Annotated in this window: 16 protein-coding genes; 7 read left to right on the top strand and 9 right to left on the bottom strand. The window is 69.7% G+C overall.

All coding sequences use genetic code 11. The annotated features are described in order from the left end of the window. The first annotated feature begins 13 nt into the window (after positions 1–13). Entirely contained in the window at positions 14–2950 is a 2937-nt protein-coding gene (locus ACLJPX_RS41755; RefSeq protein WP_410605705.1) for an FHA domain-containing protein, read from the top strand. 77 nt (positions 2951–3027) lie between these two features. On the opposite strand, the gene whiA is transcribed toward ACLJPX_RS41755, so the two are convergent. From whiA to uvrC, 4 genes are read right to left on the bottom strand one after another with little or no spacing between them, the layout of a single operon-like run. Next, on the bottom strand, positions 3028–4017 hold the full coding sequence (gene whiA / locus ACLJPX_RS41750; protein ID WP_061980674.1) for a DNA-binding protein WhiA: 990 nt from the start codon (positions 4015–4017) through the stop codon (positions 3028–3030). Next, positions 4008–5009, bottom strand: a complete 1002-nt coding sequence (locus ACLJPX_RS41745) for a uridine diphosphate-N-acetylglucosamine-binding protein YvcK (protein ID WP_101606759.1) — start codon at positions 5007–5009, stop codon at positions 4008–4010. Before ACLJPX_RS41745 ends, whiA begins: the two co-directional genes overlap by 10 nt. Continuing rightward, positions 4996–5853 carry an RNase adapter RapZ gene (gene rapZ, locus ACLJPX_RS41740; protein ID WP_101606758.1) on the bottom strand — a complete coding sequence of 286 codons (858 nt, stop codon included), beginning with the start codon at positions 5851–5853 and terminating at the stop codon, positions 4996–4998. Before rapZ ends, ACLJPX_RS41745 begins: the two co-directional genes overlap by 14 nt. Before the next feature lie 50 nt (positions 5854–5903). Then, on the bottom strand, positions 5904–7856 hold the full coding sequence (gene uvrC, locus ACLJPX_RS41735; RefSeq protein WP_410605704.1) for an excinuclease ABC subunit UvrC: 1953 nt from the start codon (positions 7854–7856) through the stop codon (positions 5904–5906). Positions 7857–8105: 249 nt separating this feature from the next. Here uvrC and ACLJPX_RS41730 point away from each other — a divergent pair, with 249 nt between their 5' ends. Beyond that, entirely contained in the window at positions 8106–8843 is a 738-nt protein-coding gene (locus ACLJPX_RS41730) for a S1 family peptidase (protein ID WP_101606756.1), read from the top strand. 94 nt (positions 8844–8937) lie between these two features. Beyond that, positions 8938–9717, top strand: a complete 780-nt coding sequence (locus ACLJPX_RS41725; RefSeq protein WP_410605703.1) for an exodeoxyribonuclease III — start codon at positions 8938–8940, stop codon at positions 9715–9717. Positions 9718–9805: 88 nt separating this feature from the next. Here ACLJPX_RS41725 and ACLJPX_RS41720 read toward each other — a convergent pair whose 3' ends face one another. The 5 genes from ACLJPX_RS41720 to rpe all read right to left on the bottom strand — a co-directional run bounded on the left by ACLJPX_RS41720 (position 9806) and on the right by rpe (position 13502). Next, positions 9806–10249: a PH domain-containing protein gene (locus ACLJPX_RS41720; protein ID WP_410605702.1), complete on the bottom strand. Its 444-nt coding sequence runs from the start codon at positions 10247–10249 to the stop codon at positions 9806–9808. Between the two features lie 17 nt (positions 10250–10266). After that, positions 10267–10773 carry a 6,7-dimethyl-8-ribityllumazine synthase gene (gene ribH, locus ACLJPX_RS41715; RefSeq protein WP_101606755.1) on the bottom strand — a complete coding sequence of 169 codons (507 nt, stop codon included), beginning with the start codon at positions 10771–10773 and terminating at the stop codon, positions 10267–10269. Continuing rightward, a complete protein-coding gene (locus ACLJPX_RS41710; protein WP_410605837.1) occupies positions 10770–12044 on the bottom strand; it encodes a bifunctional 3,4-dihydroxy-2-butanone-4-phosphate synthase/GTP cyclohydrolase II in 1275 nt (424 codons plus the stop codon). The genes ribH and ACLJPX_RS41710 overlap by 4 nt, the downstream gene beginning before the upstream one ends. Positions 12045–12097: 53 nt before the next feature. After that, positions 12098–12721, bottom strand: a complete 624-nt coding sequence (locus tag ACLJPX_RS41705) for a riboflavin synthase (RefSeq protein WP_101606753.1) — start codon at positions 12719–12721, stop codon at positions 12098–12100. A 112-nt stretch (positions 12722–12833) separates the two neighbouring features. After that, positions 12834–13502, bottom strand: a complete 669-nt coding sequence (gene rpe / locus ACLJPX_RS41700; protein ID WP_410605836.1) for a ribulose-phosphate 3-epimerase — start codon at positions 13500–13502, stop codon at positions 12834–12836. A 146-nt stretch (positions 13503–13648) separates the two neighbouring features. Here rpe and ACLJPX_RS41695 point away from each other — a divergent pair, with 146 nt between their 5' ends. The 4 genes from ACLJPX_RS41695 (at position 13649) to ACLJPX_RS41680 (ending at position 18227) form a co-directional block, all read left to right on the top strand. Continuing rightward, on the top strand, positions 13649–14884 hold the full coding sequence (locus ACLJPX_RS41695; RefSeq protein ID WP_410605701.1) for a sensor histidine kinase: 1236 nt from the start codon (positions 13649–13651) through the stop codon (positions 14882–14884). Next, complete coding sequence (locus ACLJPX_RS41690) at positions 14881–15540, top strand: response regulator (protein WP_410605700.1); 660 nt, start codon at positions 14881–14883, stop codon at positions 15538–15540. Before ACLJPX_RS41695 ends, ACLJPX_RS41690 begins: the two co-directional genes overlap by 4 nt. Before the next feature lie 107 nt (positions 15541–15647). Beyond that, complete coding sequence (gene phoA, locus ACLJPX_RS41685; RefSeq protein WP_101606749.1) at positions 15648–17033, top strand: alkaline phosphatase; 1386 nt, start codon at positions 15648–15650, stop codon at positions 17031–17033. A gap of 78 nt (positions 17034–17111) precedes the next feature. Beyond that, complete coding sequence (locus ACLJPX_RS41680) at positions 17112–18227, top strand: serine hydrolase domain-containing protein (protein ID WP_410605699.1); 1116 nt, start codon at positions 17112–17114, stop codon at positions 18225–18227. The last annotated feature ends 232 nt before the right edge of the window (positions 18228–18459 follow it).

The raw sequence follows: 18459 nt of genomic DNA, 5'->3' as shown, positions 1-18459 counted from the left end.
CAAGGTGATCTCCGTGGGAGAGCGGAGATCGTTGGTCGTCGCGTCGCAATGCGATTCGCTGAACCTGCTTTCCTTCCTCCCCGACGTCGGACGCGAGGTCTCGGCGGCGTTGCAGGATCCCGGGATCGGCGGCTGTGTCCCCGCGCTCGCGGACGGCCGCGGCCTGCTCGTCGACCCGACGATGGTCGAACTCGACGACGCACTCGCCGAGGCGTTCGAACGCGCGTCGGAGGACGAGGCGACGCTTTTCCTGTCGCTCGTCGGGCACGGCGAATACGCCGACGACGACTTCTACTTCCTCACCAAGGAAACCAGCCTGCCGGTGGACAGCAGGAAGTCGTTCCTGTTCGCCCAGCGGATCAAGGAACTGCTCGGCCGCTACTCCACGCTCGACGGCCTGGTCATCCTGCTTGACACGTGCCACGCGGGCATCGGCGCGATCCAGGCGGGCAGGCGATGGCTGCGGATCGTCGGCGAAGCGGGCAGGCGGTTCGACCTGCTCACCGCGTCCGACGATCGCGTGGCGGCCAACGGCTGCTTCAGCCGCTCGCTGGTCACCGTGCTGCGCTCGGGGCACACGAGTTTCGGCGAGCACGTCCGCTGCGCGGATCTCAAGCGGGTCATCACCGGCCTGTGCCCGGCGCAGACCGCCGTCCACCTCGGATTCGACGGCACCCGCGAGGTGATCGGCGCCGATCAGGGACTGTGGCTCGCGCTCAACTCCTCCCCCGCGTGGCGCCGTTCGCCGCTGGCGGGCAACCCCGCGGCTCCCGACATCGAACGGCTGACCGCGGGCTACCGGCAGAATCCGAAACTCGGGGAGACCGTCGGGCATCTGCTCACCGGCGCCCGCCTGGTCACGATCGCCGGGGGCGCCGGTGCGGGGAAGTCGGCCATGCTGGCCGCGCTCGCCCGGCCGTCCGTGGCCGGATCCTATGTGCCGCCGGACTTCCTGCACGCCGTCCTGTTCGCCGCCCGCGGGCAGACCGCGGAACGGATCGCGCGGGAACTGGCCCGCCAGCTCGAGCACACGGTCCCGTGGTTCGCCGAGTCCCGTGAGAAGTTCCTGAACGGCCTCGATGACAGCACGCGAAGCGGCGCAAGCGCTTTCGATCTGGCGATCCTCGGCCCGCTGAAGACGATCACTCCACAGTGGACCGCCAGCCCGGTGCGGATCGCGGTGGACGGCCTGGACGATCTCGACCCCGACGTCGCCTCGCGCCTGACCGGCCTCCTGCGGAGCCTGTCCACCGATCCGAAGTTGCCGTGGGTCAAGACGGTGGTGGCGACGCGGACCCCGGAGGACCTTCCGGGGGCAACCGTGGTCCGCCTGATCCCCTTGCCCGTCCCGCATCCGGTGATCCGGCCGTCGGACCGGCCCGGCAAGCCCGCACCACGACCGGCGCGCGAGATCCGGTCTCAGCAGGGAGACGACTCGCCGACTTCGCCGAGACTCACCCCCGCGACGCTGATCGCCGACGTCCCCGGCAAGGCGACCGTTCATCACGAACTCTCCTACGGGTTCACGACACTCGGCCGCAGCCGTCGCGCCACGCTGCACCTCGGCGACTCGCGTGTTTCCCGGATGCACTGCGAAATCCGCTGGGACGGCATGACCGCGTGGCTGACCGATCTCGATTCCGCCAACGGCACCTTCGTCAACAAGCGGCGGGTCCTGAACGCCGAGCTGGCGCACCGCGACGTGGTCCGGCTCGGCGACTCGACGGTCACCTTCATCAGCGTCGGCCTGGAGGAGCAGTGGCCGGAGGCCGATGAGGACACCGGCTCGCTGCCCTCACCCCGGCCCGAGCGGGCGGTCCTGCTGGACCTGCTGTGCCTCGCGGCCGACCGCGGCCCGATCCCGATCTCGATCCTGACCGAGGCGAGCGCCGCGAGCGGCGGCCCGGCCAAGGCGGTGCACGTCCGCGACGTCCTCGCCGGTCTCCGCACCGCGATCCGCCGGACGCAGCCCGGACTGCCGACCGAGACCGTCCTGTGGACCGGTCCCCAGCCCGACGTGACGCCCCCTCTGCATGCCCGGTTGGCGGGCGCGACCGCGGACGTGGAACCGGCGGCCGGGGACGAGGAGCCGACATTGGAACAGGCGTATGCGGCCACCAACGAAGCCGAGTTCCTGTGGCTCGCCGGGCTGCACGAGGACGCGCTCGCCTCGGTGGAGCGCCGGGCGTCGGGGATCCCGGTGGAGAACCGGGAAAGCTGGGCGGCGTGGGCCCGGCGGGCGGAACGGGAACTCGGGGAGACGCACCGGATCACCTTGCGGTGCAAGGCCCGGCACGCGACCTGGGTAGGCAAGGCGGGTGACCTGACCGGGGCGCTCGCGCGGTTCGAGGCCCTGCTGCCGGTCGCCGTCGAAGCGGTGGGCGCGGGCGACGAAGACGTACTGAGCCTCCGCAACAACGTCGGTCATCTGCTGGGCGAGCTGGGCCGCCCGGAGGATTCTCGCGCCACTTTCGAGACCTTGGTCCAGGACGCGACCGGCACACTGGGCCCGAGTCACCGCGAGACGATCCATGCCCGGCATTTCCTCGCCGTGGCGACCGGCAAGACCGGCGATGGCGCGGAAGCTCTGCGCTTGAGCCGGGAACTGTTGCCACGGGCGAAGAACGCGTTGGGCGATGACGTGATCGTGATGCACGTCCGGCACAACATCGCTTTCTGGAGCGCACTGACCGAGGACGCGCCCTCAGCGGTGCTGGAGTACGGACAGTTGCTGGCCGAAGCGCGGGAACGACTGGGCGACCGGCATCCCGACGTCCTCGATCTCCGATTCGGCCAGGCGCTGGTTCGCGCCAAAGCCGGTCAGATCACCGAAGCGCTCTCGGAGTGGGCGTTACTCCTCGACGACTCGCTCGAGGTCCGGGGCGATCGGCATCCGGAAACGGAAAAGGTCCGGGAACAGCTCGCTCACTGGCGCCCCCGAGAGCCCTGAGCCTCGCATTTAGTCCTCTAGTTGCGATGATCGCGTGTGCATCTATCGCAACTAGAGGACTAAACGCGAGGGGTGGGTCAGGCTTCGTCTTCTTCCAGCATGTCCGGGGTCACGGCGGATTCGGTGTCCGGGATGCCCTGTTCCTTCGCCTTCTTGTCGGCCATCGCCAGCAGGCGGCGTATGCGGCCGGCGACGGCGTCCTTGGTCATCTGCGGGTCGGACAGCTGGCCCAGCTCTTCGAGCGAGGCCTGCCGGTTCGACAGCCGCAGTTTGCCCGCGGCGAGCAGGTGATCCGGGGCGGACTCGCCGAGGATGTCCAGCGCCCGCTCGACCCTGGCCGCCGCCGCGACGGCCGCGCGGGCCGAGCGCCGCAGGTTGGCGTCGTCGAAGTTCGCGAGCCGGTTCGCGGTGGCGCGCACCTCGCGGCGCATCCGCCGCTCTTCCCACGCGAGCACGCTCGTGTGGGCGCCGAGGCGGGTCAGCAGGGCACCGATGGCGTCACCGTCGCGCACGACGACGCGGTCCGCGCCGCGGACCTCGCGCGACTTGGCCTGGATGCCCATCCGCCGGGCGGCGCCGACGAGCGCCAGCGCGGCCTCGGGGCCGGGGCAGGTGACTTCGAGTGACGACGAGCGGCCGGGTTCGGTGAGCGAACCGTGCGCCAGGAAGGCGCCACGCCAGGCGGCCTCCGCGTCGGCGACGCCACCGGACACGACAGCGGCGGGCAGTCCGCGCACCGGGCGGCCGCGCTGGTCGATCAGGCCGGTCTGCCGGGCGAGGCCCTCACCGTCCTTGACCACCCGGACGACGTACCGCGTGCCCTTGCGCAACCCGCTGGAAGAGATGACGTGGACGTCGGACTGGTGTCCGTACAGTTCGTGGATCTCCTTGCGCAGCCGCCTCGCCACCGATCCGGTGTCGAGTTCGGCCTCCACCACGACGCGGCCGGCCACGATGTGCAGCCCGCCCGCGAATCGCAGCATCGACGCGACCTCCGCGCGGCGCGGGCCGATCTTGGTGATCTCAAGCCGGCTCAGCTCGTCCTTCACGGCGGCGGTCATCGCCATCGCTGCCCCTCCATACCTTCAGCTCCTCCCCCGGTGAGACCGAGAGCGTCCCGCATACAGCTCGCGAGCGCATCAGGATCATGCCGCCCCGTCACGACCGGGTCAGCCACCGCCCCCAGCAACGCCCGCGCGCCGAGTTTCCCGGCCGCGTCCCGCAACCGGGCTGGTGAGGGCACCGAGTCCCGATCCGCGATGACCGCGTCCACCCGCAATCGCGGGGCGTGTTCGAAGAGTACGTCCAAATGCTTCTCCGGAGAGAATCCCGCCGTCTCCCCCGGTTGGGGGATCAGATTGAGGATGACCACCTTCGTGGCGTCCGTCCGGAGCAGCGCGTCGTGCAGATCCGGCACCAGCAGATGCGGCAGCACACTGGTGAACCACGACCCCGGGCCGAGGAAGACGACGTCCGCGCCGAGCACGGCTTCGATCGCCTCCGGGCATCCGCGCGGCGGCCGGTCGGCCTGTCCGGCCGGGTGCAGGCTGATCCGGTGCACCTGACCGGGCGTGGTCGCCACCGCCACCTGACCGCGGATCCGCCGGAGCGCCTCGGGGTTCTCGACGTCGAGACCCGAAACCTCACCCTGGATTTCCAGCGGTTCGGGTGACATCGGCAGGACGCGGCCGGAGATGCCCATGAGCCTGCTCGCCTCGTCGAGCGCCGCGACCGGATCGCCGAGCACCTCGAACAATCCGGCCAGCAGCAGGTTCCCGACCGCGTGCCCGGCGAGCGCGCCGTCACCGCCGAAGCGGTGCTGGAACACCTCCGCCCACAGGGTTCCGCCGTCTTCGGCGGCGAACGCGGCGAAGGCCTGCCGCAGGTCACCCGGCGGCAGCAGCCCCAGTTCCCGGCGCAGCCTGCCCGACGAGCCCCCGTCGTCCGCGACGGTGACCACGGCGGTGACCTGCGAGGTCACCCGGCGCAACGCGGTGAGAGTGGCGTGCAGGCCGTGCCCGCCACCCAGTGCGACCGCTCGCGGCTCACTCGCGGCCAAGGTCGCGGTGCACCACCTTCACGGCCATACCGTCCTCATTGGACAGACGCTGGGCGAGTTCTTCGGAAATGGCGACACTGCGGTGCTTTCCGCCGGTGCAGCCGACGGCCAGCGTCAGGTAGCGCTTGCCCTCGCGCTTGTAGCCCGCGCCGATCAGGCGCAGCAGCTGGTGGTAGCGGTCGAGGAACTCGTCCGCGCCTTCCTGGCTGAGCACGTAGTTGCGGACTTCGCCTTCGAGACCTGTGTGGTCGCGCAGTTCCGGGATCCAGAACGGGTTCGGCAGGAACCGGACGTCCATCACCAGGTCCGCGTCCATCGGCAGGCCGTACTTGTACCCGAACGAGAGCACGGTGACGCGAGTCTGCGTGCTGGCCTCGGAACCGAAGGCGTCCTCGATCTTGGCGCGCAGGTCGTGCACCGAAAGCGACGACGTGTCGAGCACGAGGTCGGCTTCTTCGCGCAGCGGCTCCAGCAGCGTGCGCTCGGCGGTGATGCCGTCGGCGAGCCTGCCGTCACCCTGCATCGGGTGCCCGCGGCGGACGGCCTCGAACCGGCGCACCAGCACCGCGTCGGTGGCCTGCAGGAACAGCACGCGCGGCTTGTACCCGCGGGCGTCGAGATCCTTGATGACCGACGCCAGGTCGTCGGTGAACGCGCGCGAGCGCACGTCCATCACCACGGCGACCTTGGTGATCGCGCCCCGCGCCTGCGCGCCGAGCTCGACCATGGTGGCGATCAGCTCGGGCGGCAGGTTGTCCACCACGAACCAGCCCAGGTCCTCCAGGCATTTCGCGGCGGTACTGCGGCCTGCTCCGGACAGTCCTGAGACGACCGCGACCTCCATTCCGGAACCGCGGCCTTCTTCTTGCGCACTCACGATGGTCCTTTCCCCGATCACGTACTGGACTCCCCCGCCGTCTGCGCCGGCTCCCCTGCCAGCGCCGCGACGACCGCTTCGGCGGTGCGCCTGCCGAAGCCGGGCACCGCCTCGATCTCCTCGAGTCTTGCTTCGCGGAGTTTCTTCACCGAGCCGAAATGCTTGATCAGCGCGGTACGACGAGCTTGCCCCAGTCCCGGCACACCGTCCAATGCGGACACCTGCATCCGCTTGGACCGCTTCTCCCGGTGGTAACGGATGGCGAATCGGTGCGCCTCGTCGCGCAGCCGTTGCAGCAGATACAACGCGTCGGAGGTGCGCGGCAGGATCACCGGATCGGGATCGCCCGGCAGCCACACTTCTTCCAGCCGCTTCGCCAGGCCGACGACGGCGACATCGGTGACGCCCAGTTCGGAGAGGACGTCCGCGGCCGCGGTGGCCTGCGGGCCCGCGCCGTCGACGACGAGCAGGTTCGGCGCGTAGGCGAACTTGCGCGGCTTACCGGTCTCCGGGTCGATGCCCGGACGATCCGGGTCGACCGCTTCGGCGTTTTCCTTGAGATAACGGGAAAAGCGGCGGCGGACGACCTCGGCGATCGACGCGACGTCGCCTTCCTCCGCGGCCTCGCGCAGGGCGAAGCGACGGTACTCGGACTTGCGCGGGATGCCGTCCTCGAACACCACGAGCGACGCGACCACGTCGCTGCCCTGGATATGGCTGATGTCGACGCATTCGATGCGCAGCGGCGCGGTTTCCAGCGCCAGGTAGTCCTGCAGTTCCGCGAGCGCGGCCGACCGCGCGGTGAGGTCACCGGCGCGGCGCAGTTTGTGCTGGGTGAAGGCCTCGCCGGCGTTGCGCGTCACCGTCTCGGCGAGGGCGCGTTTGTCGCCGCGCTGCGGCACCCGCAGGCTCACCCTCGAACCGCGCAGCCCGGAAAGCCACTCGCCGAGCGCTTCCGCGTCCGCGGGCAGTTCGGGGACGAGCACCTCGCGCGGCACCGGCGACCCGAGTTCGGGATCGTCCGCGCGTTCGGCCTCTTCGCCGTAGAACTGTGTGAGGAAATGGTCGACGAGGTCCTTGACGTCCATTTCCTCGGCCTTGTCGATCACCCACCCGCGCTGGCCGCGGACCCGGCCGCCGCGCACGTGGAAGACCTGGACCGCGGCCTCGAGTTCGTCGTGGGCGAAGGCGACGACGTCGGCGTCCGTGCCGTCGCCGAGCACCACCGCCTGCTTCTCCATCGCCCGCCGGAGCGCGCCGAGGTCGTCGCGCAACCGGGCGGCGCGCTCGAACTCGAGCTCTTCGGACGCGGCCGCCATTTCCTGTTCCAGGCGGCGGATCAGCGCGTCGGTGCGGCCGGCGAGGAAGTCGCAGAAGTCCTCGACGATGCCGCGGTGCTCGTCGGCGGAGACCTTGCCGACGCAGGGCGCGGAACATTTGCCGATGTAGCCGAGCAGGCAGGGCCTGCCGATCTGGCCGTGCCGTTTGAAGACGCCTGCCGAGCAGGTGCGCGCCGGGAATACGCGAAGCAGCAGGTCGAGCGTTTCGCGGATGGCCCAGGCGTGCGCGTACGGCCCGAAGTACCGCACGCCCTTCTTGCGCGCGCCGCGATAGACGTGCAGGCGCGGGTACTCCTCGTTCATCGTGACGGCGAGCATCGGATAGCTCTTGTCGTCGCGATAGCGGACGTTGAACCGCGGGTCGAACTCCTTGATCCAGTTGTACTCGAGCTGGAGTGCCTCGACCTCGGTGCCGACCACGGTCCACTCGACGCTCGCCGCCGTCGTCACCATCTGGCGCGTGCGCGGGTGCAGGCCCGTGATGTCGGCGAAGTAGGAGTTCAGCCTGCTGCGGAGGCTTTTCGCCTTGCCGACATAGATGACCCTCTTCGTGGCGTCACGAAATTTGTACACGCCAGGGGCGTCCGGGATGCTCCCCGGCGAGGGACGGTAGGTGGTCGGGTCAGCCACGCCGTCAAGCCTATGGGGCAGCACCGACAGTCTTACGGGCCCCCGCCCTTAGACCGGCTCCGGTCAATCCTTCGAGTGGCCGTTCCCACGATCCGGTAAGTCTTTCGCCACCCATACCGACCTAAGTCGGGTATTCGGCCGGAACCGACGTTCGTTGGTTCCTAGCGGGTGAACAGGGTGATTACTTTCCGTCCCAGTTCCACTTCACTCGGTTCTTCGTCAGATGACGCTCGAAAGGACTCCTGCACCGTGAGCCGTCTTCGTACGCTGGGCGCCGCCACCCTCGCCGCCGCAGCCCTCACCATGACCGCCGGCGCGGTCGCCTCCGCGGGCACCCCCACCGGTGTCCAGCCCAACATCGTGGGCGGCGGCACCGCCCCCACCGTGAGCTGGGGCGCCCAGGTCTACGTCAACACCCCCGGCCGTCAGTGGGACGGGTTCAACTGCTCCGGCAGTGTCATCGCCCAGCGCTGGGTGCTGACCGCCAAGCACTGCCTCGACTCCGACGGCAGCGGCATGCGTGTCCGCGTCGGCAGCAACGCCCTGCAGGGCGGCCGCGTGATCGCCGTCGACCGCAAGGTGTCCTCGCCCGCCGGTTCCGACATCTCGCTGCTGCACCTGGCTTCGGACGCCGGTGTCACGCCGATCACCCTGGCCAGCTCGAACCCGTCGGTCGGCAGCACGAACCAGCTCTACGGCTGGGGCCGTGAGACCCCGACCGGCCCGCCCGCCTCGGCGCTGAAGGTGGCCAACGTCCGCGTCAGCGGCAGCTCGTCCGACGCCTACGGCGGCCCGGCCATCCAGAGCGTCGGCATCAACGGTTCGGCGTGGAAGGGCGACTCGGGCGGCCCCCAGGTCTCCAACGGCGTCCAGGTCGGCGTCGCTTCGACCGTGCAGAACCAGAGCGGCTCGAACACCCGCGGCACCAACAACTACGGCAGCGTCGCTTCGGCCCGCTCCTGGATCCGCACGACCGCCGGGGTCTGACCTCACACCCCGGTGGGGCCCCTCCGAGACGCGACCCGTCTCGGAGGGGCCCTTTCGCGTGGACGTGTCGGTGGGGTGTGGGACGCTCGCGGGCATGCGGATCGCGACCTGGAACGTGAACTCGATCGGGCCCCGGCTGCCGAGGGTGCTGGAGTGGCTCGGCTCGGTACAACCGGACGTCCTGTGCCTGCAGGAACTCAAGAGCGGCACGGACGCCTTCCCGTTCGACGCCGTGCGGGAGGCGGGCTACGAGACGGCCGCGTACGGCATCGGGCGATGGAACGGCGTCGCCATCGTGTCCCGCGTCGGGCTGGAGGACGTCACACGCGGGCTGACCGGCGAGCCCACCTTCGAGGACAAGACCGACGCGCGCGCCATCGGCGCCACCTGCGGCGGGGTGCGGCTGTGGTCGGTGTACGTGCCCAACGGGCGCGACCTCGAGAACCCGCACTACGACTACAAACTCGCCTGGCTCTCGGCACTGGAGGCGACGGTGCGCGAGGAGCAGTCGCGCGGGCTGCCGTTCGCGGTGCTCGGCGACTTCAACATCGCGCCCGCCGACGCGGACGTCTGGGACATCGGCGTGTTCGCCGAATCGACGCACGTGACCGAACCGGAGCGGAAGGCGCTCGCGGCCCTGCGGGACCTCGGGTTGTCCGACGTGTTCCCGCGGCCGCTGAAGTACGACCACCCGTTCACGTACTGGGACTACCGGGCCGGGAACTTCCCGAACAACAAGGGAATGCGGATCGACCTCGTGTACGCCGACAGCCGGATCGCGGGCGGGGTGACGGATTCCTATGTGGACCGTGACGCGCGGAAGGGGAAGGGTCCCTCGGATCACGCTCCGGTCGTGGTGGATTTCGCGCTTTGAAGGTCCCGAACGCTATGAAAGGCCCGTTACTTGCAAATTTTGCAAGTAACGGGCCTTTCATAGCACGCCGGAGAAGGCGGGAAAGGCGTCAGCCGTTCCACGCCGCCTTGTGCAGCCGCCGCAGCGCCCGCACCGCGGCCACCGCGCGGTCCCGGTCCACCGCCTGCACGGCCATGACCGAGTAGTACTCGTCGTCCGGAAGTTCCAGCCGCGCCCACGAAGCGCCGTCGGGGAAGCTCACCGAAAGCACTTCGCTCCACGCGAACTTCTTGGTCATCAGCACGTTCCGGACCTCGATGCCGTCGGCGTCGGCCTTCACGCGCGCGGTCGCGAACAGCATCGTGCCCGCGGCGAGCAGGACGCCGATGCCGATCATCGCCGCCTGGTCGGACGGCTGGAAGATCACGCCGGTGTCCGAGCCGCGCAGCAGGACCGCGACGACCACGAACGTCGCCAGCAGGATCACCGCCAGAACCGAGCACATCACCATGGCGCGGCGGGGCCGCACCACCACGACCTCGGACTCTGTCATCACATCCGCCTCGACGCTCACACGAAGCCCCGCTCGGTCCACGGCTGGCGCAGGTTCCGCAAGGCGTGCGCGGCGTCCAGTGCGGCGACGGTCGCTTCGTAGCCCTTGTCCTCGACGGAGCCGGGCAGGCCGGACCGGTCGAGGGCCTGCTGTTCGGTATCGCAGGTGAGCACGCCGTTGCCGACCGGGGTGCTCTCGTCGAGCGCCACCCTGGTCAGGCCCGCGGTGACCGCGTCGCAGACGTACTCGAAGTGCGGTGTCCCGCCCCGGACGACCACGCCCAGCGCGACGACGGCGTCGTGCGTGCGGGCGAGTGCCTGCGCGGCGACGGGCAGTTCGACGGCGCCCGCGACGCGGACGACGGTCGGCTCTTCCTCCAGGTCGGCCGCCTTGGCCGCCTCGAGGGCGCGGTCCAGCAGGGCACTCGTGATCTTCGTGTGCCAGCGCGTGGCCACGATCCCGAGCCGGATGTTCTTACAGTCGGACAGGTCGAGTTCGACGTCCGGACGGCCTTCGCCGCTCACCGCGTGCCACCTCCGTTGCCCTTGTCGACCTCGGCGCCGACCTGGTCGTAGTGCTCCAGCTGGGACAGGTCGTGCCCCATCCGGTCCCGCTTGGTCTTGAGGTAGCGCAGGTTCTCCGGGTTCGGCGAGATCGGCAGCGACACCCGGCCGCTGACCCGCAGGCCGTACCCCTCGAGCCCGACGCGCTTGGCCGGGTTGTTCGTCAGCAGTCGCATCGAGCGGACGCCGAGGTCGCACAGGATCTGCGCGCCGGTGCCGTAGTCACGCGCGTCGGCGGGGACGCCGAGCTGCAGGTTCGCGTCGACGGTGTCCGCGCCGGCGTCCTGCAGCTGGTAGGCCTGCAGTTTGTGCAGCAGCCCGATGCCGCGGCCCTCGTGACCGCGGATGTAGAGCACGACGCCGCGGCCTTCCTTGGCGACGGCCTCCAAAGCCGCTTCCAGCTGCGGGCCGCAGTCGCAGCGCAGCGAGCCGAAGACGTCGCCGGTGAGGCATTCGGAGTGCACGCGGACCAGGATGTCCTCGCCGTCGGCGATCTCGCCGTAGACGAACGCGATGTGCTCGATGCCGTCGAGCAGGCTGTCGTACCCGACCGCGCGGAACGTGCCCGCCGCCAGCGGGATGCGCGCCTCGGCGACCCGCTCGACCTGCTTCTCGGTCCGCCGCCGGTACGCGATCAGGTCGGCGATGGTGATCATCTTGAGGTCGTGGTCCGCGGCGAAGACTTCGAGTTCGTCGCGGCGGGCCATGTCGCCCTCGTCCTTCTGCGACACGATCTCGCAGAGCACGCCGGACGGCGAAAGCCCGGCGAGGCGGGCCAGGTCGACGGAGGCTTCGGTGTGCCCGGGCCGCCGCAGGACGCCGCCCTGCTTGGCACGCAGCGGGACCACGTGACCGGGACGCCGGAAGTCCGACGCCGTGGACGCCGGGTCGGCGAGCAGGCGGACGGTGTGCGAGCGGTCGGCCGCGGAGATGCCGGTGGTGATGCCCTCGGCTGCGTCGACCGTGACGCTGTACGCGGTGCCGCGCTGGTCCTGGTTCGTGTGGTACATCGGCGGCAGGTCGAGCCTGTCCGCCTCGGCCTCGGTCAGCGCCACGCAGACGTACCCCGAGGTGTAGCGCACCATGAAGGCCATCAGCTCCGGCGTGGCCTTCTCCGCGGCGAAGATCAGGTCGCCTTCGTTCTCGCGGTCCTCGTCGTCCACCACGACGACCGGACGGCCCGCCTTGATGTCGGCGATCGCCGCCTCGATGGCATCGGCGTTCACGGCCACCCCGCCTCCACAGGGGGTCAGATCAGCCGACCCCGGAATCGCACTCGTCTCGCTCACGCCCGCTCCTCCGTACCGCCATTGTCCCCCTGCGTGCGCAGGTGCGGCATGGCCAGCTTTTCGACGTACTTGGCGACCACGTCGACCTCGAGATTCACCAGGTCACCCGGCTGGTTCCGGCCGAGGGTGGTCAGTTCGAGCGTGGTCGGGATCAGGGCGACGGAGAACTCCTCGTCGGTCACCGCGGCGACCGTGAGGGAGATGCCGTCGACCGCGATCGACCCCTTCTCGACCACGTACCTGGCCAGTCTGCCCGGCAGGGCGAACGAGGTGAGTCCCTGCTCGTCCCGCTTGAGGAAGACGCCGGTTCCGTCCACATGGCCCTGCATGATGTGCCCGCCGAGCCTGCCGCCCGCCGGCGTCGCGCGTTCCAGGTTGACGACGTCGCCGACGTTCACCTTCGCGAGGCTGGAGCGCTGCAGGGTCTCGTGCACGACATCGACGGTAAACTCACCGCCCGCCACCGCGACCACGGTGAGGCACACGCCACTCACCGCGATGGAGTCGCCGTGACCGGCGTCGCTGGTCACCAGCGGCCCCCGTACGGTCAGCCGCGCGGCGTTCGGGACCTGCTCGACCGCGGTGACCTCGCCGAGCTCCTCGACAATGCCGGTGAACACTCCTGCTGCCCTCCTCCTGCGTCGCACCGTCGCTGGAAACGGTGCTCCCCCCATCCAACACCCACTCGGGCCGATTCCTTCTCCTGACCCGATGGCGGATCAAGAGGCGGGATCAGCCGCGGACGCGGGCCGCCTGCTCGCGCAGCGCCGCGACAGCCTTACCAGGGTCTTCGGCGCCGTAGACGGCGGAACCGGCGACGAAGCAGTCCACACCGGCCTCGGCGGCCTGCTCGATCGTGTCGGCGTTGATCCCGCCGTCGATCTCGACGACGAGCTTGAGGTGACCGGTGTCGACCAGGCGCCGCGCGGTGCGCACCTTGTCCAGGACGCTCGCGATGAACGACTGCCCGCCGAAGCCGGGCTCGACCGACATCACCAGCAGCGTGTCGTAGTGCTTGAGGGTGTCGAGGTGGTCTTCGATGGGGGTGTTCGGCTTGATCGACAGGCCGGCCTTCGCCCCGGCGGCGCGGAGGTTCTTCGCCAGCGCGATCGGGTCGTGCGCGGCCTCGACGTGCACGGTGACGTTGTAGGCACCCGCCTCGGCGTACCCGATGGCCCACTTGTCGGGGTTCTCGATCATCAGGTGGCAGTCGATCGGGACGTCGGTGGCCTTGATCAGCGACTGCACGACGGGCAGGCCGAGGGTCAGGTTCGGCACGAAGTGCGCGTCCATGACGTCGACGTGGACCCAGTCCGCGCGGGTGTCCCCCTCCCCCGCGACGGCGCGGATCTCGTCGCCGAGCCGGGCGAAGTCCGCGGAGAGGATGCTGGGTGCGATCAAAGGTCGGTGAGCCACGCGCCCGAGTGTAGGAGGACGCCGCTAACGCCCGCTAACCGGCTGTGACCGTCGTCGGAGGACTTGAGGATGACGTGAAATGGCACCGCAGTGGGAGGTGCGCGCACGCGGCGCCGAATAGCGTTCCCGTCATGGTCAACCCCTTGAAACCCCTGGTGCGGATCGGCAGCTACCGGAGCGTGCCGTTCGGGCTCCTCGGCATGGCGATCACGGCGATCCCGTTCCCGATCGCGATCATCCCCGCCGTCCTCACCCCGGGCGACACGACGGCGAAGATGGTCTACGGCATGCTCGCGATGGGCCTGCTGGTCGGGCTCGCCGGGCTGCCGGGACCGATGCGGCGGGTCGGCATCTGGTTCTCCAACCAGATGCTGGGCACCCGGATCGCCTCGCCCCTGCCGAACACGAAGGTCGCCTGGGCGGAGCGCTGGCGCTCGGCGGGCTGGCTGCTCGTGCACACCTTGCTCGGCTGGGTGCTGTTCGGCCTCGGCTGCTTCCTGTTCCTGGGTGTCGTCCTGGCCCTGGTGTGGGCGGGAGGCGGCGGCAGTCCCATCGCGATCTTCGGCGAGCAGGTGACGATCGAGCCCGGCGTCGCCGGAGCGTGGACACTGCCGATCGCGTTCTTCACCCTCGTGGTGATCGCGTACGTCCTCGCCGGGTTCACCAAGCTCTTCCAGTACAGCGCGGTCGCGCTGCTGGGGCCGTCGGCCGCCGAGCGCGTCGCCGCGGCCGAGGTCCGGGCGAACCACTTCGAGCAGCGCAACCGGCTGGCCCGCGAGCTGCACGACTCCATCGGCCACACGCTGACGACGTCGACCATCCAGGCCGCCGCGGCCGCCGAACTGGTCGATTCCGAACCGCAGCTGGTGCGCAAGGCCCTGGGCACCATCGAGGAGTCGTCACGGGCGGCGCTCGAAGACCTCGACCACGTGCTCGGCCTGCTGCGCGACGACCGGTCGTCCCGCGAACCCGAACGACGCCTCATCGAAGTCGCGACGCTGGCCGAGCGGGCGCGATCCGGCGGAGCGGTGATCGACTACGAGCTGACCGGCCCCGCCGCCGAACTGCCCGCGACGCTTTCGCGGGAGGCGTACCGGATCGTCCAAGAAGGACTGACGAACGCGTTGCGCCACGCCCACCCCGGTCCGGTGACCGTGCGGGTCGCGGTCCTCGCCGACGCGCTGCGGATCGAGATCGTGAACCCGCTCATGGAGCAGGCGGTCGTGTCCGGCCGTGGCGGCAACGGGCTGCCGGGGCTCACCGAACGCGTCGAGGCGCTGCGCGGCGAACTCGTCGCGGGCCCCGCCATCGACGGGGAACCGCTGTGGCGCCTGGTCACCACGATCCCGCTACGGTCGCGCTCATGACACTGCGGGTCCTGATCGTCGACGACGAACCGTTGCTGCGCGCCGGATTGCGCTCGCTGCTGGACAACCAGCCCGATCTGACCGTGGTCGGCGAGGCGGGCGACGGCGGCGAGGTGGTCGACCTGGTGCGGCGGACGCATCCCGAGGTGATCCTGATGGACGTCCGCATGCCCGGCGTCGACGGGATCGAGGCGACCCGGCGGGTGCTGGCCGAAGTGCCCGAACCGCCGAAGGTCCTCGTGATCACCACGTTCGACAACGACGACTACATCTACGACGCGCTGCTGGCGGGCGCGAGCGGGTTCCTGCTGAAGCGGGCGCGCAAGGAGGAGTTCGCGCACGCCATCCGGACCATCGCCGCCGGGGAGACGCTGCTGTTCCCCGACGCGATCCGGCGGCTGGTCACCGCACGCCCGGCGGCGTCGGGCCTCGCGCCCCGTCCGTCTTCGCTGACGAAACGGGAGACCGAGGTGCTGCGCCTCATCGCCACCGGGATGTCCAATGTGGACATAGCGGCCGATCTGGTCATCAGTCTCGAAACCGTCAAAACCCACGTGGGCAACATCTTCGGCAAACTGGGCGCCGCCAACCGCAGCCAGGCGGTCGTGTTCGCTTACGAGACAGGCATCGTCGCACCGGGTCACAGCCTGCGCTAGCGGACGGCCGCTGTTCTTCCCGTGTTCACCCGGAAATCCCCGGCCGCACACATGCGCGGTGACTAATGGGACTGCCCTGATCCTCAGTAATCCCAAGGAGATTTTCGATGGCTTCGCTGTTCACCGGACGGCGCAAATGGCTCGCGGGCGGGGCGCTCGGCGTCACGCTGATCGCGCTGGCGCCCGCCGCGCTCGCCGCCGGCGACGACGCCCGCCTCGCGGCCGCGCAGGGCGACCGCACCCAGGACGTGCGTGCCGCGATCAAGGGCGGCAGCGCCCGCAACGTCATCCTGTTCATCGGCGACGGCATGGGCCAGTCCGAGATCACCTCGGCGCGCAACTACGAACGCGGCGCGGCCGGGCGGCTCGCGATGGACGAACTGCCGCTCACCGGTGACTACACGACGTACGCGGTCGAGAAGAACAACCCGTCGAAGCCCGACTACGTGACCGACTCGGCCGCCTCCGGCACCGGGTGGGCCACCGGCGTGAAGACCTACAACGGCGCGATTTCCGTGGACCCGTACGGCAACGCGGTCCCGTCGATCCTCGAGATCGCCAAGCGTTCGGGGCTGCGCACCGGCGACGTCACCACGGCCGAGGTCCAGGACGCCACCCCCGCGGTGCTCGGCGCGCACGTCGTCAACCGCGACTGCAAGGGCCCCGACGAGACCAGCAAGAAGTGCGCGGCCAACGCCAAGGAGAACGGCGGCGCCGGGTCCATCGCCGAGCAGCTGGTCCAGACCAAGCCGGACGTCCTGCTCGGCGGCGGCGCGAAGTACTTCGACCAGCAGGTGAAGGCCGGGAAGTTCGCCGGCAAGACCGTGCTGGACCAGGCGAAGTCCTCGGGCTACCAGGTGGTGAACACCGCGGCCGACCTCGCCGCGGCCAAGCCCGGCAAGCCGCTGCTCGGCCTGTTCGCCTCGGGCAACCTGCCGGTCAACTGGACCGGTCCGGCCGCGAAGCAGGGCGGCACCCCGCCGACCCGCTGCACCCCGAACCCGGCGCTGCCCAAGACGCAGCCGAAGCTGGCCGACCAGACCCGCAAGGCGATCTCGCTGCTCGACGACCGCCGCAAGGACAAGGGTTTCTTCCTCCAGGTCGAGGGCGCGAGCATCGACAAGCAGGACCACGCCGCCGACCCGTGCGGCCAGATCGGTGAGACGATCGACTTCGACCAGGCCGTCGCGGCCGGGCTCGCCTACGCCCGCAGCAACCCCGACACCCTGGTGATCGTCACCGGCGACCACGGTCACACCAGCCAGATCATCGGCAACGGCACGGTCAGCCCCGGCCAGACCGCCACCCTCGTCACCAACGAGGGCGCGAACATGACGATCAACTACGGCACCGGGATGCCGGGCTCGTCGCAGGACCACACCGGCACGCAGATCCGCGTCGCGGGCTACGGACCGCAGGCGGCGAACATCGTCGGACTGACCAACCAGACCGACCTCTTCGGCACCTTGAAGCGCGCTCTGCGCCTCCGCTGACGAGGTGGGGCAGGCCCCCGTTGAGGGGTGGGGGCCTGCCCCATGGCCGCCAGATCGCGGCCTCCCTAACTTTGAATCATGCGGAAAACCTTGCCAGGTAAGAAGATCGTCGCCGTCGGCTCGCTGATCGCACTGCTGGCCACCACCACCGCCGCACCGGCGCTCGCCGTGACCGGACCGCGCGACGAAGTCGACAAGGCGCTGAAGACGCTGGTGCAAGACGGGGTCCCGGGCGCGCAGGCGACGGTGACGAGCGCGTCCGGGCGGACGTGGTCGGAGCGCGAAGGCGTCGGGAACGTCGAAACCCGGACACCGTTCCCCCGCGACGCGAAGTTCCGGGCGGCCAGTGTCACCAAGACGTTCGTCGCCGTGGTGGTGCTGCAACTGGTGGCCGAAGGAAAGGTCCGGCTGGACACGCCGATCGACCGGTATCTGCCCGGTCTCGTGCGCGGGAACGGCAACGACGGCACCAAGATCACCGTCCGGCAGCTCCTCCAGCACACCAGCGGGCTCTACAACTACGTGCGCGACCTCGACGTCGACGAATGGCGTCATCGCGGCGCCGAACCCGAAGAGCTGCTGGCGGTCGGCCTCGCGCATCCGCCGGACTTCGACCCCGGCACGAAGTGGGCGTACTCCAACACGAACTACGTCATCGCCGGGATGCTCATCGAAAAGCTCAGCGGCCGTTCGGTCGCCGCGGAGATCCGGAGCAGGATCGCCAAGCCGCTCGGCCTGCGCGACACCTATCTGCCGCCGCGGGGCGACGAGCGCCTGCCGTCACCGCACGCCAGGGGCTACGCGCCCGGTCTCGTCGACTACACCGAAATGGACCCGTCGCTCGCCGGCGCTTCCGGCGGCATCGTTTCGACCGGTGAAGACCTGAACCGTTTCTACGGCGCGCTCACCGACGGCCGTCTTCTGCCCCGGGCACAGCAGGCGGAGCTGCAGCGGACCGTTCCCGCGAACCTGGGCATCCCCGGCGCCGCGTACGGACTCGGGATCGCGTCGGTCCCGCTGTCCTGTGGCGGCACTTTCTGGGGCCACGGCGGGAATCTCCGCGGCTTCGCGAACATCTCGGGGGCGGTTCCGCACGGGAAGCGAGTGAACGTCGTCGCCAACATGGACCCGCTGCCGGACGGGGCGTCGGCGCATCTCGTCAAGGCGCTGGACACGGCGTTCTGCGCTCGCTAAGAGAAGCGGACCTTCCCAAGCGGTCGTGAGCCGTAAGGTGCCGCCCTTTGGCTTCCAACCTCAAGACAGGTGTTGCGAAAGCCACTTTCGCAACGTTGAAAGTTGCGAAAGAAGCTTCTATGTCAAGTCTGTTTTGAGTGCTTGGTAGATGGTGTTGGTGAGGTGTCGTTTGAGTGCTCGGAGTGCGGCTTTGGTGGTGGCGTGGGGGTGGTTGTTGGTCCAGGTGTCGCGG

Source organism: Amycolatopsis sp. lyj-90 (genome assembly GCF_046549035.1).
Taxonomy (GTDB): Bacteria; Actinomycetota; Actinomycetes; order Mycobacteriales; family Pseudonocardiaceae; genus Amycolatopsis.
Note: the sequence above shows the minus strand (reverse complement) of the source record. Positions and strands in the feature narration are given on the sequence as shown.